Consider the following 22,451-nt stretch of genomic DNA (forward strand, 5'->3'; position numbering starts at 1 on the left):
CGCACGAGGGGGGGGACCCATGGGGTCCCGCCCCTCACCCCGCCATCCCCATCGTTCGCACGGGGCGCCACGAGCGCCCGGAAGGACATCGCCACCCATGGCACAGAACCCCCAGACCCAGGCCCTCAGCGACGCCGGCGTCTCCATCTGGCTCGACGACCTCTCCCGCGGCCGCCTCAGCTCCGGCAACCTGCAGGAGCTCGTCGACACGAAGAACATCGTCGGCGTGACCACCAACCCCTCGATCTTCCAGGCCGCCATCTCCGGCGCCGAGGACTACGACGCGGACATCGCCGCCCTCGCGAAGGACGGCAAGGACGTCGAGGCCGTCATCGAGAAGCTCACGACGGACGACGTCCGCTCCGCGGCGGACCTCTTCTCCGGCGTCTACGCCTCGAGCAAGGGCTTCGACGGCCGCGTCTCCATCGAGGTGGACCCCCGCCTCGCCCACGAGACCGAGAAGACCATCGAGCAGGCCAAGCGCCTCTTCGAGATCGTCGGCCGCGAGAACGTCATGATCAAGATCCCCGCGACCCTCGAGGGCCTCCCGGCGATCACCGCGGTCATCGCCGAGGGCATCAGCGTCAACGTGACCCTGATCTTCTCGGGCGACCGCTACCAGCAGGTCATCGACGCCTACCTCGCGGGCCTCGAGAAGGCCGCGGAGGCCGGCAAGGACCTCTCCACCATCCACTCGGTGGCGTCCTTCTTCGTCTCCCGCGTCGACACCGAGATCGACGCCCGCCTCGAGAAGATCGGCGGCGACGCGGCGGCCCTCAAGGGCAAGGCCGGCGTCGCCAACGCGCAGGCCGCCTTCGGCATCTACCTCGCCGCCTTCGGCTCCGAGCGCTTCGCCGCGCTCGAGGCCAAGGGCGCCAACGTGCAGCGCGCGCTGTGGGCGTCCACCGGTGTGAAGAACCCCGAGTACTCCGACACCATGTACGTCGACCAGCTCGTGGCCTCCCCCGTCGTGAACACCATGCCGGAGAAGACCCTCGACGCCGCGGCCGACCACTCCGCGCCGGCCCCCGCGCTCGACGCGGCCGCCGCGCAGGCCGGCCAGGCCGTCCTCGACCAGGTCGCCGCCGCCGGCGTCGACCTCGCCGACGTCTTCGCCGTCCTCGAGTCCGAGGGCGTCGAGAAGTTCGAGCAGGCCTGGGGCCAGCTGCTCGAGACCGTCTCCGCCTCGATCGACGCCGCCCGCGCCTGATCCCGCCCGTGCGCACGGCCCCTCCCCCGACCCCCGCCCGGGGAGGGGCCGTCCGCACGCTTCCGTGTCCAGTGTCCAGAAAGGGACCACAGTGACCGACTCCAGTGCGCCCACGTCAGGGCGCGACGCGCAGGACGCCATCAACCCCCTGCGCGATACGCGTGACCGGCGGCTCCCGCTCATCGCCGGGCCCAGCTCGATGGTGATGTTCGGCGTCACCGGCGACCTCGCCCGCAAGAAGCTGCTGCCCGCCATCTACGACCTCACCCACCGCGGCCTGCTGCCCCCGAGCTTCGGGCTCGTCGGCTACGGCCGCCGCGACTGGTCCGACGACGACTTCGCCGAGTACGTGAAGAAGTCCGTCTCCGAGCACTCCCGCACGGGCTTCTCGGAGAGCGTCTTCGAGCAGCTCCGCGGCGGTCTGCGCTTCGTGACCGGCACCTTCGACGACCCGGCCGCCTTCGAGCGCCTCACCGAGGTCGTCGGCGAGCTGGACCGCACCCGCGGCACCGGCGGCAACCACGCCTTCTACCTCTCGATCCCGCCGGACGCCTTCCCGCAGGTGTGCGAGCAGCTCGCGAACTCCGGGCTGAACACGCCGCGCGACGGCTCCTGGCGACGCGTCGTCATCGAGAAGCCCTTCGGGCACGATCTCGAGTCCGCCCGCGAGCTCAACGCCGTGGTCGAGAAGGTCTTCCGTCCCGAGGACGTCTTCCGCATCGACCACTACCTCGGCAAGGAGACGGTGCAGAACATCCTCGCGCTGCGCTTCGCCAACCAGCTCTTCGAGCCGGTCTGGAACGCCAGCTACGTGGACCACGTGCAGATCACGATGGCCGAGGACATCGGCATCGGCTCGCGCGCGGGCTACTACGACGGCATCGGCACCGCCCGCGACGTCATCCAGAACCACCTGCTCCAGCTGCTCGCCCTCACCGCGATGGAGGAGCCCGTCTCCTTCCGCGCCGAGGACCTCCGCGCGGAGAAGGAGAAGGTGCTCGCGGCCATCGAACTGCCCGAGGACCTCGCTGCGCACACCGCCCGCGGCCAGTACGTGAGCGGCTGGCAGGGCGGCGAGGAGGTCAAGGCGTACCTCGAGGAGGACGGCATCCCCGCCGACTCCGCGACCGAGACCTTCGCCGCCATGCGCCTGGACATCGCGACCCGCCGCTGGGCGGGCGTGCCGTTCTACCTGCGCGCCGGCAAGCGCCTGGGCCGCCGCGTCACCGAGATCGCCGTCGTCTTCAAGCGCGCGCCGTTCCTGCCCTTCCGCTCCACGGACACCGCGGACCTCGGCCAGAACGCGATCGTCATCCGCGTCCAGCCGGACGAGGGCGTGACCCTGCGCTTCGGCTCCAAGGTCCCCGGCACCCAGATGGAGGTGCGGGACGTCTCGATGGACTTCGCCTACGGCATGAACTTCACCGAGGAGTCCCCCGAGGCCTACGAGCGGCTCATCCTCGACGCGCTGCTCGGCGATCCGCCGCTGTTCCCGCGCCAGAAGGAGGTCGAGCTGTCCTGGAAGGTCCTCGACCCCATCACCGCGTACTGGGCCGAGCACCTGAGGCCCGCTCCCTACCGCCCCGGCTCCTGGGGACCGGACACCGCGCACGAGATGCTCGCCCGTGACGGACGTACCTGGAGGCGACCGTGATCACCACCCTGCAAGACACCACCGCCTCGGCCGTCGCGAAGACGATGACCGAGATGCGCGAGACCTTCGGCGCGAACACCATCGGCCGGGTCCTCACGCTGATCATCGTCGCGACCGGTGAGACGATCGACGAGCCCCTCGAGGCCGCCGTCCACGCCTCGCACGAGCACCCCGCGCGGGTCATCGTGGTCGACGTGGACCAGAAGGCGGAGACCTCCGGCCTCGACGCGGAGATCCGCGTGGGCCGCGACGCCGGCGCCGGCGAGATCATCATCCTGCGGGCCCGCGGGAACACGATGATCGCCCCGGACACGCTCGTCATGCCGCTGCTGCTGCCGGACGCCCCGATCGTCACCTGGTGGCCGGAGGCGGCTCCGTCCGCCCCGGTGAACGACGTCCTCGGCTCCATGTCGCAGCGTCGCATCACCGACGCGGCCGCCTGCTCGAACCCGGTGGGCACGCTCAAGCGGCTCCGCCGCGGCTACACGAGCGGCGACTCCGACCTCGCCTGGTCGCGACTGACCACCTGGCGCGGTCTCGTGGCGAGCCTGTACGAGATCACGCCCGTCGCCGTCCCCTCGGCCGTCGAGGTCACGGGCCAGGAGGACGATCCCTCGGTCGTCCTCATGAAGGCATGGCTCGAGAACGCGCTCGGCGTGGAGGTCACCCTCCGCGCCCCGGAGCAGGACGCCGCGGGCCAGGGCGTGCAGGGGCTCAGCCTCGAGCGTCCCGACGGCACGATCGCCCTGCGTCGCACCGGCGAGGACACCGTGGTGCTGTCGCTCCCGGGCGACGACTCCGACCAGCACGTGACGATGCCGCAGCGCTCGCTGTACGAGCTGCTCGCGGAGGAGCTGCGGCGTCTGGATCCCGACGAGGTCTACGGCGAGGTCCTCGCCCACGCCTTCACGGGCGTCGACGACGCGGCGACCTTCGCCTCCGGCAAGCCCGCGCCCACGGACGTCGTCTCGGCGGACGCCGCGGGTGTCGCGACCGAGGCGGCCACCGCCGCCGCGGCGCGTCTGGCCGAGGCGCAGACCGAGCGCGGGGTCGCGCATCTCGTCGTCACCGGCGGGACCGTCGGCGTGCGCGCCGCCGGGGCCCTGCCCGCGGCGCTCGAGGCCGCGGGCGTGGACCTCTCGACCCTCCACCTGTGGTGGGGCGACGAGCGCTTCGTCGGCCCGGACGACGACGACCGCAACGCGGTGCAGGTCCGCGAGGGCCTGCTCGAGCCGCTCGAGGCGGCGGGGCTGCCCGAGCGCAACGTGCACCTCGTGCCCTCCACGCAGGACGGCATGTCCCTCGCGGAGGCCGCCGCCTGGTACGGCCAGCAGCTCGACTCCGCGGGCGGCGACGAGCCGTTCCGCACCCGCGGTCGCGCGTTCTTCGACGTGCTGTGGCTCGGGGTCGGTCCGGACGCCCATGTGGCCTCGCTGTTCCCGGGCCACCCGGCGCAGCGGGTCACGAGCGCGAGCGCGATCCCGGTGGAGGACTCCCCCAAGCCCCCGCCGCTGCGGGTGTCGCTCTCCTGGCCCGTGCTGAACTCGGCGCGCCACGTGGCGCTGCTCGTGGCCGGCGCGGAGAAGGCGGAGGCCGTCGTGAAGGCCCATGGCGACATCGACCCGCTGCAGGTGCCGGCGTCCTCGGTGCGCGGGCTCGAGTCGACGACCTGGTTCCTCGACGAGGCGGCCGCCGGGAAGCTCTGACCGCTCCCTGACACGAGAGAGCCCGTCCTCCTGCCGAGCAGGGGGACGGGCTCTTCGTCTACGGTACGGCGCCGCACGCGGCGGGTGGTGCCGGGCGCCGGCGGCCGGGTCAGAGCATGCGCTCGAGGATGCCGAGGCCCACGCAGCACGCGCCCCAGAGGATCGCCACGGTCACCGTGAGGCGGTTGAGGTTGCGCTCCGCGACGCCCGAGGCGCTCGCGGAGGAGGAGACGCCGCCGCCGAACATGTCGGAGAGACCGCCGCCGCGCCCCTTGTGCAGGAGGACGAGCAGCACCAGGAGCAGGCTCGTCACGGCGAGCAGCACCAGGAGGATGGTCTTGATGAGGCTGAGATCCACGAGGGAGTGCACCTTCCACAGGGGTCGGACGTACCGGTCAAGGATACGGCACGGTGCGCGGACGGGCCGGACCCCGCAGGGTCCGGCCCGTCACAGCGTCGAGGTCGCCGGGGCGCCGGCGACCGGGGGAACGATCGCTCAGGCGTCCTGGTACCGGACGATCTTCGCGAACTCGTCCGCCTTGAGCGAGGCGCCGCCCACGAGAGCGCCGTCCACGTCCGGGCGCTGCATGAGCTCGGCGACGTTCGAGGACTTCACCGAGCCGCCGTAGAGGACGCGCACGGCGTCCGCCGCGGTGTCGCCGTGGACGGTCCGGACCCACTCGCGGATCGCGGCGCAGACCTCCTGCGCGTCGTCCGGGGTGGCGACCTCACCGGTGCCGATGGCCCACACGGGCTCGTAGGCGATGACGGTCCTCGCGACCTGCTCGGCGTCGAGGCCCTCGAGGCCGCCCTCGACCTGCGCGAGGGTGAACTCGACCTGCTTGCCGGCCTTGCGCTCGTCGAGCGCCTCGCCCACGCACAGGATCGGCGTGAGGCCCGCCGCGAAGGCGGCCTTCACCTTGGCGTTCGTGATCTGCTCGGTCTCGCCGTGGTACTGGCGGCGCTCCGAGTGGCCGACGGCGACGTAGGTCGCGCCGAGGGCGGTCAGCATCGCACCGGAGATCTCGCCGGTGTAGGCGCCGGACTCGTGCTCGGAGATGTCCTGGGCGCCGTAGGCGATCGGGAGCTTCCCGGCGTCCACGGCGGTCTGCACGGTGCGCAGGTCCACCGCGGGCGGCAGCACGACGGCCTCGACGGCCGAGGTGTCCAGGCCCTTGAGCGCGTCGCCCAGGTCCTCGACGAGGGCGAGGCCCTGCTTCCAGTCGAGGTTCATCTTCCAGTTGCCCGCCATGAGCGGGGTGCGGGTGGTCATGCCTTGCCCTCCTCGAGGATCGCGATGCCCGGCAGCTCCTTGCCCTCGATGAGCTCGAGGCTCGCACCGCCGCCGGTGGAGATGTGCGAGAAACGGTCCTCGGCCACGCCGAGGGTGCGCACGGCCGCGGCGGAGTCGCCGCCGCCGACCACGGTGTAGCCCGGGGCCGAGGCGAGGGACTCCGCGACCGCCGCGGTGCCCTTCGCGAAGGACGGGAACTCGAAGACGCCCATGGGGCCGTTCCAGAACACGGTGGCGGCGTCCGCCATCTTGTCCCCGAACAGCTTCGCGGTCTCCGGGCCGATGTCCATGCCCTCCTGGTCCGCGGGGATCGAGTCCGCGGCGACGACCGTCGGCGTGGCGTCGGCGGAGAACTCGGGGGCCACGACGGTGTCCACCGGGAGGACGAGCTCGACGCCGTTCGCGGCCGCGCGGTCGAGGTACTCCTTGACCACCTCGACCTTCGACTCGTCCAGCAGCGACTTGCCGACCTCGAGGCCCTGGGCCTTCTGGAAGGTGTAGGCCATGCCGCCGCCGATGAGGATGCGGTCGGCCTTGCCCAGCAGGTTGTCGATCACGCCGAGCTTGTCGGCGATCTTCGCGCCGCCGAGGACGACCACGAAGGGTCGCTCCGGCTCGTCGGTCACCTTCCGCAGCGCCTCGACCTCGCGGAGCACGAGCTCGCCGGCCGCGGCCGGGAGCAGCGTCGCGAGCTCGTAGACGGAGGCCTGCTTGCGGTGGACCACGCCGAAGCCGTCGGAGACGAAGGCGTCGCCGAGGGCCGCGAGCTTCTCCGCGAAGGCGAGGCGCTCGGCGTCGTCCTTCGCGGTCTCGCCCGCGTTGAAGCGAAGGTTCTCGAGGACGGCCACGCGGCCCTCCTCGAGCGCGCCGACGGTCGCGGTGGCCGCGTCGCCCACGGTGTCCTCGGCGAAGGCGACCTCCTGGCCGAGCAGCTCGCCCAGGCGGGAGACGACCGGTCGCAGGGAGTACTTCTCCTCCGGCGCGCCCTTGGGGCGGCCTAGGTGGGAGACGACGACGACCTTCGCGCCGGCCTCGACGAGGCGCGTGAGGGTCGGCAGCGCCGCACGGATGCGGCCGTCGTCGGTGATGGTGGTGCCGTCCAGCGGCACGTTGAGGTCGGCGCGCACGATGACGCGCTGGCCGCGCAGGTCACCGAGGGAATCGATGGTCTTCAGCACGAGAGCTCCTCGCAGGGTGGGGTGGACAGGGCGGAGCCCGCCCGGACGCCGGGTCGCCGGGGGCGACTCAGCTCCGGACGGGCTCCGTCGATGATCCGGGGAGGATCAGAGGGACTTGCCGACGAGCTGCGAGAGCTCGACGAGGCGGTTGGAGAAGCCCCACTCGTTGTCGTACCAGGTGAAGACCTTGACGAGGTTGCCGTTGACCTTGGTCAGCTGCGCATCGAAGATCGACGAGTGCGGGTCGCCCTCGATGTCCTTCGAGACGATCGGGTCCTCGGTGTAGCGCAGGATGCCCTTGAGGGGACCCTCGGCGGCCTTCTTGATCGCGGCGTTGATCTCCTCGGCGGTGACCTCGCGGCTCGCCTCGAAGGTCAGGTCGGTGATCGAGCCGGTGGGGACCGGGACGCGCAGGGAGTAGCCGTCCAGCTTGCCCTTGAGCTCCGGCAGCACCAGGGCGACGGCCTTGGCCGCACCGGTGGTGGTGGGGACGATGTTCAGGGCGGCGGCGCGTGCACGGCGCGGGTCCTTGTGGGGACCGTCCTGGAGGACCTGGTCCGAGGTGTACGCGTGGATCGTCGTCATGAGGCCCTTGACGATGCCGAACTCGTCGTTGAGCACCTTCGCCACCGGCGCGAGGCTGTTCGTGGTGCAGGAGGCGTTCGAGACGATGGTGTGCGCGGCGGGGTCGTAGTCGCCCTCGTTCACACCGATGACGAAGGTCGCGTCCTCGTTCTTCGCCGGCGCGGAGATGATGACCTTCTTGGCGCCGGCCTCGAGGTGGGCCTTGGCCTTCTCGGCGTCGGTGAAAATGCCGGTGGACTCGATGACGACGTCCGCGCCGATCTCGCCCCAGGGGATGTTCTTCGGGTCGCGCTCGGCGTACGCCTTGAACGTCAGGTCACCGACGGTGATGGAGTCCTCGTCGTGCGAGACGTCGAACGGCAGGACGCCGCCGATGGAGTCGTACTTGATGAGGTTCGCGAGGGTCGCGTTGTCGGTGAGGTCGTTGACGCCGACGATCTGGATGTCGGCCTCCTGCTTGAGAGCAGCGCGCAGGAAGTTGCGCCCGATGCGACCGAATCCGTTGATTCCGACCTTAATGGTCACGGTTCCTCCTCGTTCCGCAGGGTGTCTGCGGGTGTGGACTGATGGCGCGCACCCCGTCGTACGCTCGAGAGGACGCCGGTTGGGCCGACGACCGCCGTGATCCTATCAATGAGGAGGGTCATCCACATCACTGTCCGTCCGAGGAGCGGGACGGCGTGCACACTCCGTGGGACGGACCGGCGCCCGGGCACCCGGAGCGGGACCTCGGTCCCGCGCCGCCCGGCCTGCGGCGGTGCCGCGGGGCGGCGGGCTCGGGACGCTCAGCGCTCCTGGTCGGGTGAGGGCGGCAGATGCTCCTCGTCCACGCCGTCCTCGGTGCCCGGGATCCCCAGGTCCTCGGCGCGCTTGTCCGCCATCGCGAGCAGTCGGCGGATGCGGCCGGCGACGGCGTCCTTCGTCATCGGCGGTTCCGCGAGCCGTCCCAGCTCCTCGAGGCTCGCCTGCCGGTGCTCCAGGCGCAGGTCCCCCGCCGTGCGCAGGTGCTCGGGGACATCGTCGCCGAGGATCTCGAGCGCGCGCTGGACCCGCTGCCCCGCGGCGACCGCCGCCCGGGCGGAGCGGCGCAGGTTCGCGTCGTCGAAGTTCGCGAGCCGATGCGCCGTCGCCTTCACCTCGCGGCGGGTGCGCCGCTCCTCCCAGACGACGACCGTCTGCTGGGCGCCCATCCGGGCGAGCAGCGCGGAGATCGCGTCGCCGTCGCGCAGCACCACCCGATCAGCGCCCCGCGCCTCCCGGGCCTTCGAGGCCACGCCGAGGCGACGGGCCGCGCCGACCATCGCGAGCGCCACCTCCGGGCCCGGGCAGGACAGCTCGAGCGCGGAGGACCGCCCCGGCTCGGTGAGCGTGCCGCGGGCGAGGAAGGCGCCGCGCCAGGCGGCCTCGGCGTCCACCGCGGCCCCGCCCACGACGGTCGGCGGCATGCCCCGCACGGGACGACCGCCGGCGTCGATGAGACCCGTCTGGCGGGCCAGCTGACCGCCCTCCCGCTCGACGCGGACGATGTAGCGGGTCGAGCGTCGGATGCCTGAGGGCTGCAGCACGCCCAGCTCGGCGCGGTGGCCGTACATCTCCGCGATCGTGCGGTGCAGCCGGCGGGCGACCGCCGCGGAGTCCAGCTCCGCCTCGACCACCACCTGACCTCCGACGAGGTGCAGTCCCCCCGCGAAGCGCAGCATCGCGGCGGCCTCCGCCTTGCGGGCCGAGGGCCGGGTCACCTCCAGGTGGCTCAGCTCCTCCTTGGCGTCAGCGGTCAGCGCCATGGGCGTGCTCCTCGGGATCGGTGGGATCGGACGGTCCGTCGACGTCGCCGTAGACGTCGGCGAAGACGTCACGGTACGCAGCGGCGAGCCGGACGGGATCGTGCTGCGGGGTGCCGTCGCCGGTCGAGACCTGCCGCAGCAGCGTACGGATCCCTCTGGACTCGGCGACGGAGGCCAGCTCGAGGGCGTCCTCGAGCGCGGTCGGGTCCGCGACGAGGGCGTCGAACCGGAGGCCCGGCGCATGATGGAGCAGGACGTCGAGCATGTCGAGGCTCGACATGCCCTCCGACTCCTGCTGCCCCACGGAGAGGTTCGTGGTCACGCACAGCCGGGCGGAGGTGGAGCGCAGCGCCTCGGCGATCTCGGGGATCATGAGGTGCGGCAGCACCGAGGTGTACCAGGAGCCGGGCCCCACGATCACCCAGTGGGCCCGCTCGATGGCCTCGACGACGTCCGCGGGGACGCGGGGGCGCGGCGGGTCCAGCCGCACCTGCTCCACGCGCCCCTCCGCGGTCGCGACCTGCCACTGCCCGCGGATCGTGCGCAGCTCACCGCCCGCTTCACGGACGTCCGCCTCGATGTGGAGCGGGTCCAGGGCCATCGGGAGCACGCGGCCGCGCGCGCCGAGCAGCTCCCCCATCTGGTCGAGCCCCTCGATGGGGTCCTCGAGGATCTGCCACAGGGCGACGATCAGCAGGTTGCCGAGGGCATGGCCGTCGAGCTCCCCGGTCGTCGCGAAGCGGTGCTGGATGACCTCGCCCCAGATGGACCCCCACTCGGAGTCCTCGCACAGCGCCGCGAGGGCCATGCGGAGATCGCCGGGCGGCAGCACGGGCATCTCCGTGCGCAGGCGGCCCGAGGAGCCGCCGTTGTCCGCGACGGTGACGATCGCGGTGATGTCGTCGGCGAGCAGGCGCAGGGCCCTCAGGTTCGCGGCGAGGCCGTGCCCGCCGCCCAGGGCGACCACCCGCAGCGGCTCGCCCTCCCCGCGGCGGCGCCGGGCCGCGCGCGCGGAGGCGGCACGGGAGGAGACGGAGGGGCGCCGGCCCCCGGAGCGGTGCGCGATGCTCATTCGCGCCCCAGGTCCCGGTGCCGGATCCGCACCGCGTGGCCGGCGCGGCGCAGCTCCTCGCCGATCCGCTCGGCGACGGCCACGGAGCGGTGCTTGCCGCCCGTGCAGCCGATCGCGAGGGTCGTGAAGTGCTTGTTCTCCGAGACGTACCCCCGCAGCGCCGGGGTGATCATCTCGAGGTACTTCTCGACGAACTCGCCCGCGTTGGCGTCCCGCAGCACGAAGTCGGAGACCGGCTGGTCGGTGCCGCGCAGGGCGCGCAGCTCGGGCACCCAGTACGGGTTGGGGATGAAGCGCACGTCGCTCACGTGGTCCGCCTCGAGCGGGATGCCGTACTTGAAGCCGAAGGACAGCATGGTCACCGTGAGCCGCGTCTCCGCGCTCGTGCCGAAGGCGGCGCGCATCTTCATCGTCAGCTGGTGGACGTTCAGCGGCGAGGTGTCGATGACCAGGTCCGCCATGCGCCGGTAGGCGGCGAGCATCTCCCGCTCCCGGCGGATGCCTTCGAGCACGCCCTCCTCCCCCTGCAGGGGGTGGGGTCGGCGCACCGAGTCGAAGCGGCGCACGAGGGTGGCCTCGTCGGCCGTGAGGAACACCAGGCGCAGCCGGTGCTGGGACCGGCGCAGCTCGGCGACGACGTCGGAGAGCTCCGCGAAGAAGGGGCCCGAGCGGGGGTCGACGACCACGGCCACGCGGTAGTCCCGGCCCTCCGCCGAGGCATGCAGCTCCACGAGGCGCGGGATCAGCTGCGGGACGATGTTGTAGACGACGTACCAACCCATGTCCTCGAGGGCGTGGGCGGCCGTCTCGCGACCGGATCCGGCGAGGCCGGTGATGATGACGACGTCGCCGCGGGACGCGGGTCCCGCGGGCTCGTCGAGGGCGCCGGGCTCGGCGGTGGCGTCATCGGCGCGATCGGCACGATCAGCGGTCACCGAGGGCTCCTTCGGGGTCGGGGCGGGGATCCTGCGCGTCCCCGCCGGGGCCGGGGTCCAGGATCTCGCCGGTGGCCATGTCGATGCTGAGGCCGATGGCCTCGGGTTCAGCGGCGCCGTCGGCCTCCGCCGGCGCGCTCCCCTGATCGGATCGTAGCGCGGCGCTGATCCTGGCGGCGAGCGCGGGGCCGATGCCGTCGACCTCCTCGAGCTGCTCGGGCTCCGCCTCGCGGATCGCGGAGACGGTGACGAAGCGGTCCAGCAGCGCCCGCCGGCGTGCGGCGCCGAGCCCGGCGATGCCGTCGAGGGCGCTCGCCTGCATGGCCCGGCCGCGCTTGGAGCGGTGATAGGTGATCGCGAAGCGGTGCGCCTCGTCCCGAAGACGCTGCACGAGGAACAGCGCCTCGCTCGTCCGCGGGAGGATCACGGGGTACTCCTCCCCCGGGAGCCAGATCTCCTCGAGGCGCTTCGCGATGCCGGCGAGGGCCACGTCCGTGATGCCGAGATCGTCGAGGGCGCGCTGCGCGGCGGCGACCTGGGGCGGACCGCCGTCCACGAGCAGCAGCGAGGGCGGGTAGGCGAAGCGCCGGGGCGCGCCCTGCTCGTCCACCGCCGGCTCGGGCGGGTCCAGATGGTGCTTCATCCGGCGCAGGATGACGTCGTACATCGACGCGGTGTCGTCCCGGGCGGCGGCGCCCTGGACGGAGTAGCGGCGGTACTCGCTCTTGCGGGGCAGGCCGTCCTCGAAGACGACCTGCGAGCCCACGACGTTGGTGCCCTGCGAGTGGGAGATGTCGTAGCACTCGATGCGCAGCGGCGGCTCGGCGAGGTCGAGCGCCTCGCCGAGGTCCTCGAGCGCCTTGGTGCGGGAGGTGAGGTCCCCCGTGCGCCGCAGCCGGTGCAGGCGCAGCGCCTCCTCGGCGTTCTTCGTGACGGTCGCGAGGAGGTCCTTCTTCTCCCCTCGGCGCGGGACCCGCAGGTCCACACCGGCGCCGAGCATGACGCGCACCTGCTCCACGTCCCGCGGGAGCACGGGGACGAGCACCTCGCGGGGTGCGGAGCCCTCCGCGTAGAGCGTCGTGAGCGCGCGCTCGATGAGGTCCTCGGGCTCGGACTCGTCGAGGATCTCCGCCGTCCATCCGCGCTGGCCGCGGATCCGCCCCCCGCGCACGTGGAACACCTGGACGGAGGCCTCGAGCTCGTCCTGGACGAGGCCAAGCAGGTCCGCGTCGGTCGCGTCGGAGAGGACCACGGAGTTCTTCTCCATGACCTTGTTCAGCGCCTGCAGGTCGTCGCGCAGGGACGCAGCGGTCTCGTAGTCCATCGCAGCGGCGGCCTCCCGCATGCGCCGCTCGATGTCCTTGGTGTAGGCGGCGGTGTTGCCGGCCATGAAGTCGCAGAAGCGCTCGGCGAGCCGGCGGTGGTCCTCCTCCGAGATGTCACCCACGCAGGGCGCCGAGCACTTGCCGATGAATCCGAGCAGGCAGGGCCGGCCCGAGCGCTCGGCGCGGCGGTAGACGCCGGCGCTGCAGGAGCGCACCGGGAACACCCGCAGCATGAGGTCGAGCGTCTCGCGGATCGCCCCCACCTGCGGGTAGGGCCCGAAGGTCCGGTCGCCCTTCGCGCGCGGGCGCCGCGTGATGTGCACCCGGGGGACCTTCTCCCCCATCGTCACGGCGAGGAAGGGGTAGGACTTGTCGTCGCGGAACTTGACGTTGAACCGCGGGTCGTACTCCTTGATCCAGGTGTACTCGAGGGTGAGCGCCTCGACCTCCGTGCCGACGACGGTCCACTCGACCCGCGCGGCCGTCGTGACCATCCGCCGGGTGCGCTCGTGGAGGACCGAGAGGTCCTGGAAGTAGTTGGACAGGCGCTGGCGGAGGTTCTTCGCCTTGCCCACGTAGATCACGCGCTCGTCCGCGTCGCGGAAGCGGTAGACCCCCGGCGAGGTGGGGATGGTCCCCGCCGGGGGACGGTAGGTCGAGGGGTCCGCCACGCGGATCAGCCCCGTCCCGCGCGGCCCGCCCCGAGCATCGGGGCGAGGAAGTGCCCGGTCCAGGAGCCCTCGACCTTCGCGACCTGCTCGGGGGTGCCGGTCGCGACGATCCGGCCGCCGCCGGATCCGCCCTCGGGACCCAGGTCGATGATGTGGTCGGCGCTCTTGATGACGTCGAGGTTGTGCTCGATGACGATGACGGTGTTGCCCTTGTCCACGAGCCCGTTCAGCACCTCGAGCAGCTTGCGCACGTCCTCGAAGTGGAGGCCCGTCGTGGGCTCGTCGAGCACGTAGATCGAGCGCCCGTTGGAGCGCTTGTGCAGCTCCGAGGACAGCTTCACGCGCTGCGCCTCGCCGCCGGAGAGGGTCGTCGCGCTCTGGCCGAGGCGCACGTAGCCGAGGCCCACGTCCACGAGGGTCTGCATCTGGCGGCGGATCGCGGGCACCGCATCGAAGAACTCGAGCGCCTCGGCGATCGACATCTCGAGCACCTCCGCGACGTTCTTGTCCTTGAAGTGCACCTCGAGGGTCTCGCGGTTGTAGCGCTTGCCGTGGCAGACCTCGCACTGGACGTAGACGTCCGGCAGGAAGTTCATCTCGATCTTCAGCGTGCCGTCGCCCGAGCAGGCCTCGCAGCGGCCGCCCTTGACGTTGAAGGAGAAGCGCCCGGCCGTGTAGCCGCGCACCTTGGCCTCGGCGGTCTGCGCGAACAGGGTGCGCACCCGGTCCCAGACGCCCGTGTAGGTCGCGGGGTTCGAGCGGGGCGTGCGGCCGATCGGCGACTGGTCCACGTGCACGACCTTGTCGAGGTGCTCGAGGCCCGTGACGCGCTTGTGCTTGCCGGGCACCACGCGGGCGCGGTTGAGCTCCTTGGCGAGCACCGAGTAGAGGATGTCGTTGACGAGGGAGGACTTCCCCGAGCCGGAGACGCCCGTGACGGCCGTGAGCACGCCGAGCGGGAAGGAGACGTCCTCGCCGCGCAGGTTGTTCGCCGCGGGGGCGACGACCTTCAGCATGCGGCCCTTGTCCACGCGGCGGCGGCTCTCCGGGAGCGGGATCTCGAGATCCCCGGAGAGGTAGCGCCCGGTGAGGCTGCGCGCGTTGCTGCGCAGGTCCTCGACGGTGCCGGAGTGGACGACCTCGCCGCCGTGCTCGCCCGCGAGCGGGCCGATGTCGACGACCCAGTCGGCCGCGTTGAGGGTGTCCTCGTCGTGCTCGACGACGATGAGGGTGTTGCCGAGGTCGCGCAGCCGCGTCAGGGTGCCGATGAGGCGCTCGTTGTCGCGCTGATGCAGGCCGATCGAGGGCTCGTCGAGCACGTAGAGCACGCCCACGAGGCCCGAGCCGATCTGCGTGGCGAGGCGGATGCGCTGGGCCTCGCCGCCGGAGAGGGTGCCGGCCGCGCGGGAGAGCGAGAGGTAGTCCAGGCCCACGTCGAGCAGGAAGCCGAGCCGCGAGCGCACCTCGCGGAGGACCTCGTCGGCGATGGCGGCCTCGCGCACGCCCAGCTCGAGGCCCGTCGCGTAGTCGAGGGCCTCGCGGATCGACAGGTCGCAGACCTCGGCGATCGAGCGGCCGCCCACGGTGACCGCGAGGACCTCGGGGCGCAGGCGGGTGCCGTGGCAGGCGGGGCAGGGCACCTCGCGCATGAACTGCTCGTAGCGGTCCTTGGCCCAGTCGGACTCGGTGTCGGAGTGGCGGCGCTCGAGGAAGTGCATGACGCCCTCGAAGCCGGTGGAGTAGGTGCGCTCGCGGCCGAAGCGGTTGCGGTAGCGCACGTGGACCTCGAAGTCCTTGCCGTGCAGGAGCGCCTCGCGGGCCCGCTCGGGGAGCGCGCGCCACGGCGTGTCCAGGGAGAAGGAGAGCTCCTTGCCGAGCGCCGCCATCATCTCCTGGTGGTGGTCGCTGCTGCCCATGGCCCAGGGGGCGATCGCGCCCTCGGCGAGGGTGAGGTCCTCGTCGGGGATGACGAGCTCGGGGTCCACCTCGAGGCGGGAGCCGAGGCCCGTGCACTCGGGGCAGGCGCCGTAGGGGGCGTTGAAGGAGAAGGTGCGGGGCTCGATGTCGTCGATCTCGATCGGGTGCCCGTTGGGGCACGCGCGCTTCTCGGAGAACTTGCGGGTGCGCTGGGGATCGTCCTCGTCGCGGTCCACGAAGTCGGCGAGCAGCAGCCCCTCCGCGAGGCGCAGCGCGGTCTCCACGGAGTCGGTGAGCCGGCGCCGGGCGTCGGGCTTCGCCGCGAGGCGGTCCACGATCACCTCGATCGTGTGCTTGTACTTCTTGTCGAGGCTGAGGTCATCGTCGAGACGGCGCACCTCGCCGTCGATCCGGGCGCGGGCGTAGCCCTGCGAGCGGAGCGAGCTGAGGAGATCCGCGTGCTCCCCCTTGCGGCCCTGGACGACGGGCGCCATGAGCTGGAAACGGGTGCCGGGCTCGAGCTCGAGCAGGATGTCCACGATCTGCTCGGCGGAGGTCGAGGAGACCCGCTCCCCGCACTTCGGGCAGTGCTGCACGCCGGTGCGGGAGAACAGCAGGCGCAGGTAGTCGTAGATCTCGGTGATCGTGCCGACGGTCGAGCGGGGGTTGCGGTTCGTGGACTTCTGGTCGATCGACACCGCCGGGGAGAGGCCCTCGATGAGGTCCACGCTCGGCTTGTCCATCTGGCCCAGGAACTGGCGCGCGTAGGCGGAGAGCGACTCCACGTAGCGGCGCTGGCCCTCGGCGAAGATGGTGTCGAAGGCCAGGGAGCTCTTGCCGGAGCCGGACAGGCCGGAGAACACCACGAGCTTGTCGCGGGGGATCTCGATGTCGATGTTCTTGAGGTTGTGCTCGCGTGCACCGCGGACGACGAGGGAATCAGTCACCCGCCCATCCTACGAGCGCACCCCCGACTTCGAACAACTGTTCGTCGAGAGGATCACCAGCGTCGACATGCGCGACACTGGTCCCATGACCACCCGCAGCGAGAACAACGACCCCTCGACCCCTCTCCCCCACGGCGCCGATGCGGTCCATGCGCTGGGCCCGCTCACCCTGCGCACCGCCTCCGTGGGCCCGATGGACAACAACGCCTACCTGCTCACCTGCACGGCGACCGGGGAGCAGCTCCTGATCGACGCCGCGGCCGAGCCGGAGCGGCTGCGGGCGCTGATCGCCGAGGGCGCCGGCGCGGCCGACGGCGACGCGGCGGGCGGCGCGTGGCCACGGCTCGACCAGGTGGTCACCACGCACCGTCATCACGATCACATCGGGGCGTTCGCGGAGGTCGTCGTCGCGACCGGCGCCCGCACGGCCGCCGGGGCGGAGGACGCCGACGCGATCCAGGAGCAGACGGGTACGGCGATCGACGTGCCGCTCGCGCACGGCGACCGCGTGCGGGTCGGGGAGGCGGAGCTCGAGGTGATCGCGCTGCGCGGGCACACCCCGGGCTCGATCGCGCTGCTCTGGCGCGGCGGCGAGCACGGCGACCACCTGTTCACGGGCGATTCCCTGTTCCCGGGCGGCGTCGGCAACACCGATCACGACCCGGTGCGCTTCGGGCAGCTCATCGACGACGTCGAGGAGCGGGTCTTCGCCGTGCTCCCCGATGCCACGCGGGTGCACCCCGGGCACGGGGACGGCACCACGCTGGGCGTGGAGCGTCCCTCGCTGCCGCAGTGGCGCGAGCGCGGCTGGTGAGCTGACCCCCGGCGGCGCTCAGGCGCCCCCGGCGCGGCCCGGCTCGTCGGCGTCCTCGCCGTCCTCGACCCGGTCCTCGAGCAGGGTCAGCCCTGTCATGAGGACGCCCGAGAGGACGCCGATGATCAGCCGGGGAGCGGGGGCCCCGCGGCGCCGCAGCGTCTCCTCGACCCAGCGGTCCGCGCGGATCCCCGCGGCGCTCGCCGCGCCGACGAGCCCGCCGAACGCGAGCGGCATGAGCACCACCATCGCCAGCGGCGGGCGGGTCCACGCCTCGAGCTCCTCGGCAGCCCCCGTCGCGGGGTCTGCCTCCGCCTCGACCGGTCGGCCGTCGGCGACCACATCGGTGTCGGCCGGGACGGTCTCCGCGGGGCCCCGCAGCAGCGCCCGCGCCATCACCCCGGCCGTCAGCACGGCCGGACCCCAGACCATCGCCGCGCGGAGGGGGCGCGGCGCGCGATGCAGGGGAAGGGTGCCGAGGGCGGCCGAGGCCACGGCCTGGACCGCGAGATCACGGGGTCGGGAGCGGCGGTTCCGGGTCATGAGTGGTCCTTCCGGGTCAGGGGCCCGGACGGTCGGAGCGCGGACCGGGCCGGTCCCCCACGACGCCAGGCGGCGCCGCTCCCCCACGGCCCCCGACCATGGTCGGCGTCCGGGCGACCCAGGTCGTCGGCGTCCGCCGGGGCTCAGGAGGAGCGCTGGATCGCCTTGAGCTCCTTCTTCATCCCCTGCACCTCGTCGCGGAGCTTCGCCGCCACCTCGAACTGCAGCGACTCCGCCGCCTGGTGCATCTGGGCGGTGAGCTCGTCGATCATCGCCGTCAGCGCGCCGACGGGGTCGTCACCGAGGTCCACCGTGCGGGCCGTGACCGCATCGACCGCCTGCGACCTCGCGCGGTCGCGCTGCACGCGCTCCTTGCCGGAGCGGTAGTCGGTCGCGAGCAGGGTCTCGGTGTCGATGTCCTCGCGGGCGAGCATGTCGGTGACGTCGGCGATCCGCTTGCGCAGCGGGGTCGGGTCGATCCCGTGCTCCTCGTTGTAGGCGATCTGCTTCGCCCGGCGGCGGTTGGTCTCGTCGATCGCCTCCTCCATGGAGTCGGTGATCCTGTCCGCGTACATGTGCACCTGGCCGGAGACGTTGCGGGCCGCACGGCCGATCGTCTGGATGAGCGAGGTGCGCGAGCGGAGGAAGCCCTCCTTGTCCGCGTCGAGGATCGCGACGAGCGAGACCTCCGGCAGGTCCAGGCCCTCGCGGAGCAGGTTGATGCCCACGAGCACGTCGAACTCGCCCGTGCGCAGCGAGCGCAGGAGCTCGACGCGGCGCAGGGTGTCGACGTCGGAATGCAGGTACTGGACCTTCACGCCGTTCTCGAGCAGGTAGTCGGTGAGGTCCTCCGCCATCCGCTTGGTGAGGGTCGTGACGAGCACGCGCTCGTCCTTCTCGACGCGCTCGTGGATCTGCTCGAGGAGGTCGTCGATCTGGCCCTTGACAGGCTTGACGATCACCTCGGGGTCCACGAGGCCCGTGGGGCGGATGATCTGCTCGACGACGCCGTCGGACCGGTCGAGCTCGTACTGCGCCGGGGTCGCGGAGAGGTAGACCGTCTGCCCGGTGCGCTCGGTGAACTCCCCGAAGGTGAGCGGCCGGTTGTCGAGCGCGGAGGGCAGGCGGAACCCGAAGTCCACGAGAGTGCGCTTGCGGGAGCGGTCCCCCTCGTACATCGCGCCGATCTGCGGGACCGTCACGTGCGACTCGTCGATGACGAGCAGGAAGTCCTCCGGGAAGTAGTCCATGAGCGTGTTCGGCGGGGTGCCGGGGCCGCGGCCGTCGAGATGGCGGGAGTAGTTCTCCACACCGTTGGTGGAGCCCGTCTGCCGCAGCATCTCGAGGTCATGGCTCGTGCGCATCCGCAGCCGCTGGGCCTCGAGCAGCTTGTTCTGCCCCTCGAGCTCCTCGAGCCGCTCCTCGAGCTCGGTCTCGATCGTGCCGATCGCGCGGGCGAGGCGCTCCGGGCCGGCGACGTAGTGGGAGGCGGGGAAGATGTGGATGTGGTCCTCCTCGCGGATGACCTCCCCCGTCATCGGGTGCAGCGTGTAGAGCGCGTCGATCTCGTCCCCGAAGAACTCGATGCGGATCGCGAGCTCCTCGTACATCGGGATGATCTCGACGGTGTCGCCGCGCACGCGGAAGGTGCCGCGCTCGAAGGCGACGTCGTTGCGGTCGTACTGCATGTCCACGAAGCGGCGCAGCAGCTCGTCGCGGTCCACCTGGTCGCCCCGGCTCAGCTGCACCATCCGGTCCACGTACTCCTGCGGCGTGCCCAGGCCGTAGATGCAGGAGACGGAGGAGACCACGACGACGTCGCGGCGGGTGAGCAGCGAGTTGGTCGCGCTGTGCCGGAGCCGCTCGACCTCCGCGTTCACCGAGGAGTCCTTCTCGATGTAGGTGTCCGACTGCGGGACGTACGCCTCGGGCTGGTAGTAGTCGTAGTAGGAGACGAAGTACTCGACCGCGTTGTTGGGCAGCAGGTCGCGGAACTCGCTCGCGAGCTGCGCGGCGAGGGTCTTGTTGTGCGCCATCACCAGGGTGGGCCGCTGGAGCTTCTCGATCAGCCAGGCGGTCGTCGCTGACTTGCCGGTGCCGGTCGCGCCGAGCAGCACGACATCCTGCTCGCCGCTCTCGATGCGGCGCGCGAGCTCGTCGATCGCGGCGGGCTGGTCGCCCGAGGGCGTGTACTCGGAGACGACCTCGAAGGGATGCTCGGAACGGACGAGATCGGTGACGGGACGCATGGGTCGAGCCTACGTCGCAGGGCCGACGCGCGGCAGGCCGCAGGCCGGTGTTCCGCCGCCGGCGGACGCCCGTCCCGCGCCCGGTGCGGGCGCGGCTCAGCTCGGGAGCGGCAGGCCGAGCCCCGCGAGCACCGCCTCGAGGGCGTGCAGCGCCCGCCCTCGCAGCACCTGCTCGTCCCCCGTGTTCAGCACCAGACGGTCGGCCCGGCGGATCCGCTCGAGGTCGCTCGCCTGGGCCGCCATGACCGACTCCGCGTAGCCCCGGTCCCGCCCCCGGTCGCGGACCACCCGGTCGATGCGGTCCTCGCGCCGCGCGAGCACGGCGACGACGGCGGCGTAGCGGTCCCCCGCGTCGTGACGCTTCTCGAGCAGCAGCGGGCTGTCGTGCACGACGACCCCCTCCCCCGCCTCGCGCGCCTGCTCCTCCTCCGCGGCGACGGCCTCGTCGACGCGGCCCAGCACGATCGCCTCGAGGTCCGCGCGGGCGTCGGGGTCGGCGAAGACGAGGCGGGCGAGCGCCGCACGGTCCACGGTCCCGGAGTCCTGCCTGTACTCCTCGCCGAAGCGGGCGATCGCCTCCTCGACCCCGGCGCCGGGCACGTCGAGCACCGCCCGGGAGTGCGCGTCGAGGTCGATCACGCGCAGGCCCCGCTCCCGCCAGATCGCGGCGACGCTGGACTTCCCGGCGCCGATGCCGCCCGTCAGGCCGAGACGGACGAGGGACCCCTCGCGGGTGGCGGTGCGCTCCATGGCTCCGATGCTACGGGGCGCGTCCCCCGCCGTCCCACCGGCGGAGTGGTGCCCGGCACCTCTCACCGACGACCACGGGCGCGCCCGCCCCCGGGCGACTACCGTCGGGCCCGTGGATCCTCTGCAGCTCCTGGTCTCCAACGACCTCCTGCGCGCCCTGGACCTGCTCGGCGTGTTCATCATGGGCGTCGCGGCGGGCGCCCTCGCCGCGCGCCTGAACTTCGACGCCGTGGGCTTCGCGATCATCGGGATCGTCGCGGCCCTGGGCGGCGGGATCGTGCGCGACCTCGTGCTGGACTACGGCACGCCCGCGGCGTTCTCCGGTGCCGGCTACCTCACGTGCGCTCTCGCGGGCTCCGCGGTCACCTTCCTGCTCTCCCCCGAGGGCGCCTGGTGGCGCCACCTCGTGACGGTGCTGGACATCATGGCGATGGCGCTGTGGGCCGCGACCGGCACCGCGAAGGCCATCGGCTACGGCCTGGACCCGCTGCCGGCGATCCTGCTCGGCGTGACGAGCGCGGTGGGCGGCGGGGTGATCCGGGACGTGCTCGTGGGGCGGATCCCGGCGATCTTCGGCGGCGGCCCGCTCTACGCGACGGGCGCCCTGCTCACCGCCGTGGGCACGTGGGGCGTCGTGGCGCTGCACGTGCCGGCCACATGGGTGCTCGTCGCGGTCGCCGCAGGGGCCCTGCTCGCCGGGCTCGCCGCCTGGCGGCGCTGGACGCTCCCCGCGCACGGCGGCTGGCAGGTGACGATGTCCGCGGCGCAGATGAAGGCGTTCGTGCGACGGGTGCGGCGCAGCGAGCGGTCCCGCGTCGCCGCGGAGACCGGCACGATCCCCGTGGTCGGCGTCGGCAACGACGACCTCGCGGACGACGTCACGATCGACGACGACGACGCCGCCGCGTTCGAGGACCGGGTGCTCGGCCAGGACGTCGCTCTCGACGGCATCAACCCGTTCCGGGACCCCACCGATCCCGAGCGGCGCTGATCCCGTCCCCGCTCCCCTGTCGGGACCCGGGGCTCAGGGACGCAGCAGGTCCAGGAGACGGGAGACGTCCTCGGCATCCAGCTGACCGGGGGCCGAGGCCTCGCCCGCGCTCGCGAAGGTCGCCGCGCTGCCGAAGGTCTCCGCGGCGACCCGGCTCACCACGCCGAGCGACCCCATGGAGATCGCGAGGTGCGGCCCCGCCGCGTCGGCCGCGACCGTGAGGCTCGCCCCGAGCAGCGCGAGCACGTCCCGCGGATCGCGCGGGGTCACGGCGACCTTGGGGAGGTCCGCTCCGAGCAACCGCTGACCGCGCAGGATCTCGACGATCCGCGCCTCCTCCGGGGTGCCGGCGAAGTCGTGGAAGGAGCCGACGACGGCCACCACGCGCGCACGGGCCGCCTCGGCCACGGCGCGCACGGCGCCCGCGTCCCGCGCGGTCTCCACGTCGACGAGGTCCACGAGCGGCGCGCCGTCCGGGGCGGAGGCCCGGATCGCGCCGATGAGCAGGGCCGCGAGATCCTCGTCGGCGATCTCCCGGTCCCCGCCCTCGGCGCTCGTGCGCAGCGTGAGCAGGAGCGCGCGCTCCTGTCCCAGCGCCTCCCGCACCCCGGGCAGCGCCGCGAGCACGGCCGCCCGGTGCTCGGCGGTGCCGGCCCCACGGGCGAAGCGGTCGGTGCGCCATTCGACGATCCGCGCCGGCACCCGCCGGGCGGCCGCGAGGTGGCCGTGCAGCGCGGCCTCGTCGTCCCCCGCGACGGGCACGATGATCTCGGGCCGTCCGGCGCCGAGCTCGACGCCGCGGACGGTGAGGGTCGGGGAGGACACG

Annotated in this window: 18 protein-coding genes; 5 read left to right on the forward strand and 13 right to left on the reverse strand. The window is 72.4% G+C overall.

Features of this window, described 5'->3' with window-relative positions:
• Positions 1 to 97 precede the first annotated feature (97 nt).
• The 3 genes from tal (at position 98) to pgl (ending at position 4,570) form a co-directional block, all read left to right on the forward strand.
• Positions 98 to 1,210 (forward strand): transaldolase, encoded by a 1,113-nt coding sequence (gene tal / locus ACYVAP_RS08560; protein WP_137770846.1) that lies wholly within the window; start codon positions 98 to 100, stop codon positions 1,208 to 1,210.
• A gap of 91 nt (positions 1,211 to 1,301) precedes the next feature.
• The gene (gene zwf, locus ACYVAP_RS08565) at positions 1,302 to 2,864 is read left to right on the forward strand and encodes a glucose-6-phosphate dehydrogenase (protein ID WP_264450270.1); all 1,563 of its coding nucleotides are present in this window, start codon (positions 1,302 to 1,304) and stop codon (positions 2,862 to 2,864) included.
• Positions 2,861 to 4,570, forward strand: coding sequence for a 6-phosphogluconolactonase (pgl, locus tag ACYVAP_RS08570; RefSeq protein ID WP_498860330.1), 1,710 nt, complete (start codon positions 2,861 to 2,863; stop codon positions 4,568 to 4,570). Before zwf ends, pgl begins: the two co-directional genes overlap by 4 nt.
• Before the next feature lie 109 nt (positions 4,571 to 4,679).
• Here pgl and secG read toward each other — a convergent pair whose 3' ends face one another.
• The 9 genes from secG to uvrA form a co-directional block, all read right to left on the reverse strand.
• On the reverse strand, positions 4,680 to 4,928 hold the full coding sequence (gene secG / locus ACYVAP_RS08575) for a preprotein translocase subunit SecG (RefSeq protein ID WP_137770849.1): 249 nt from the start codon (positions 4,926 to 4,928) through the stop codon (positions 4,680 to 4,682).
• Positions 4,929 to 5,066: 138 nt separating this feature from the next.
• The gene (gene tpiA, locus ACYVAP_RS08580) at positions 5,067 to 5,843 is read right to left on the reverse strand and encodes a triose-phosphate isomerase family protein (RefSeq protein ID WP_498860331.1); all 777 of its coding nucleotides are present in this window, start codon (positions 5,841 to 5,843) and stop codon (positions 5,067 to 5,069) included.
• The gene (locus tag ACYVAP_RS08585; protein WP_264450273.1) at positions 5,840 to 7,042 is read right to left on the reverse strand and encodes a phosphoglycerate kinase; all 1,203 of its coding nucleotides are present in this window, start codon (positions 7,040 to 7,042) and stop codon (positions 5,840 to 5,842) included. The genes tpiA and ACYVAP_RS08585 overlap by 4 nt, the downstream gene beginning before the upstream one ends.
• Before the next feature lie 105 nt (positions 7,043 to 7,147).
• Complete coding sequence (gene gap / locus ACYVAP_RS08590) at positions 7,148 to 8,152, reverse strand: type I glyceraldehyde-3-phosphate dehydrogenase (RefSeq protein WP_137770852.1); 1,005 nt, start codon at positions 8,150 to 8,152, stop codon at positions 7,148 to 7,150.
• A 260-nt stretch (positions 8,153 to 8,412) separates the two neighbouring features.
• Complete coding sequence (gene whiA / locus ACYVAP_RS08595; protein WP_264450274.1) at positions 8,413 to 9,411, reverse strand: DNA-binding protein WhiA; 999 nt, start codon at positions 9,409 to 9,411, stop codon at positions 8,413 to 8,415.
• Positions 9,395 to 10,483 (reverse strand): gluconeogenesis factor YvcK family protein, encoded by a 1,089-nt coding sequence (locus tag ACYVAP_RS08600; protein ID WP_498860332.1) that lies wholly within the window; start codon positions 10,481 to 10,483, stop codon positions 9,395 to 9,397. The genes whiA and ACYVAP_RS08600 overlap by 17 nt, the downstream gene beginning before the upstream one ends.
• Positions 10,480 to 11,322, reverse strand: coding sequence for an RNase adapter RapZ (gene rapZ, locus ACYVAP_RS08605; protein ID WP_498860441.1), 843 nt, complete (start codon positions 11,320 to 11,322; stop codon positions 10,480 to 10,482). Before rapZ ends, ACYVAP_RS08600 begins: the two co-directional genes overlap by 4 nt.
• Positions 11,323 to 11,407: 85 nt before the next feature.
• A complete protein-coding gene (uvrC, locus tag ACYVAP_RS08610; RefSeq protein WP_498860333.1) occupies positions 11,408 to 13,414 on the reverse strand; it encodes an excinuclease ABC subunit UvrC in 2,007 nt (668 codons plus the stop codon).
• A gap of 5 nt (positions 13,415 to 13,419) precedes the next feature.
• The gene (gene uvrA / locus ACYVAP_RS08615; RefSeq protein WP_498860334.1) at positions 13,420 to 16,278 is read right to left on the reverse strand and encodes an excinuclease ABC subunit UvrA; all 2,859 of its coding nucleotides are present in this window, start codon (positions 16,276 to 16,278) and stop codon (positions 13,420 to 13,422) included.
• Between the two features lie 85 nt (positions 16,279 to 16,363).
• Here uvrA and ACYVAP_RS08620 point away from each other — a divergent pair, with 85 nt between their 5' ends.
• The gene (locus ACYVAP_RS08620) at positions 16,364 to 17,092 is read left to right on the forward strand and encodes an MBL fold metallo-hydrolase (RefSeq protein WP_498860335.1); all 729 of its coding nucleotides are present in this window, start codon (positions 16,364 to 16,366) and stop codon (positions 17,090 to 17,092) included.
• An 18-nt stretch (positions 17,093 to 17,110) separates the two neighbouring features.
• Here ACYVAP_RS08620 and ACYVAP_RS08625 read toward each other — a convergent pair whose 3' ends face one another.
• The 3 genes from ACYVAP_RS08625 to coaE form a co-directional block, all read right to left on the reverse strand.
• A complete protein-coding gene (locus ACYVAP_RS08625; RefSeq protein WP_498860336.1) occupies positions 17,111 to 17,635 on the reverse strand; it encodes a hypothetical protein in 525 nt (174 codons plus the stop codon).
• A gap of 143 nt (positions 17,636 to 17,778) precedes the next feature.
• Positions 17,779 to 19,884, reverse strand: coding sequence for an excinuclease ABC subunit UvrB (gene uvrB / locus ACYVAP_RS08630; protein WP_137770860.1), 2,106 nt, complete (start codon positions 19,882 to 19,884; stop codon positions 17,779 to 17,781).
• Between the two features lie 96 nt (positions 19,885 to 19,980).
• Positions 19,981 to 20,634, reverse strand: a complete 654-nt coding sequence (coaE, locus tag ACYVAP_RS08635; RefSeq protein WP_498860337.1) for a dephospho-CoA kinase — start codon at positions 20,632 to 20,634, stop codon at positions 19,981 to 19,983.
• A gap of 112 nt (positions 20,635 to 20,746) precedes the next feature.
• Between coaE and ACYVAP_RS08640 the strand changes: the two genes are divergently transcribed.
• Positions 20,747 to 21,625 (forward strand): trimeric intracellular cation channel family protein, encoded by an 879-nt coding sequence (locus tag ACYVAP_RS08640; protein ID WP_498860338.1) that lies wholly within the window; start codon positions 20,747 to 20,749, stop codon positions 21,623 to 21,625.
• 33 nt (positions 21,626 to 21,658) lie between these two features.
• Here the strand turns inward: ACYVAP_RS08640 and aroD are convergent, their stop codons facing one another.
• Positions 21,659 to 22,450, reverse strand: a complete 792-nt coding sequence (aroD, locus tag ACYVAP_RS08645) for a beta/alpha barrel domain-containing protein (protein ID WP_498860339.1) — start codon at positions 22,448 to 22,450, stop codon at positions 21,659 to 21,661.
• Position 22,451 lies beyond the last annotated feature (1 nt).

The sequence above is a fragment of the Brachybacterium horti genome (assembly GCF_054777615.1).

Bases quoted from the DNA above. Each gene is read 5' to 3' on its own strand.
- tal (WP_137770846.1), top strand. From the start codon at position 98: ATGGCACAGAACCCCCAGACCCAGGCCCTCAGCGACGCCGGCGTCTCC.
- ACYVAP_RS08625 (WP_498860336.1), bottom strand. From the start codon at position 17,635: ATGACCCGGAACCGCCGCTCCCGACCCCGTGATCTCGCGGTCCAGGCC.
- uvrB (WP_137770860.1), bottom strand. From the start codon at position 19,884: ATGCGTCCCGTCACCGATCTCGTCCGTTCCGAGCATCCCTTCGAGGTC.
- ACYVAP_RS08620 (WP_498860335.1), top strand. From the start codon at position 16,364: ATGACCACCCGCAGCGAGAACAACGACCCCTCGACCCCTCTCCCCCAC.
- tpiA (WP_498860331.1), bottom strand. From the start codon at position 5,843: ATGACCACCCGCACCCCGCTCATGGCGGGCAACTGGAAGATGAACCTC.
- ACYVAP_RS08600 (WP_498860332.1), bottom strand. From the start codon at position 10,483: ATGAGCATCGCGCACCGCTCCGGGGGCCGGCGCCCCTCCGTCTCCTCC.
- coaE (WP_498860337.1), bottom strand. From the start codon at position 20,634: ATGGAGCGCACCGCCACCCGCGAGGGGTCCCTCGTCCGTCTCGGCCTG.
- whiA (WP_264450274.1), bottom strand. From the start codon at position 9,411: ATGGCGCTGACCGCTGACGCCAAGGAGGAGCTGAGCCACCTGGAGGTG.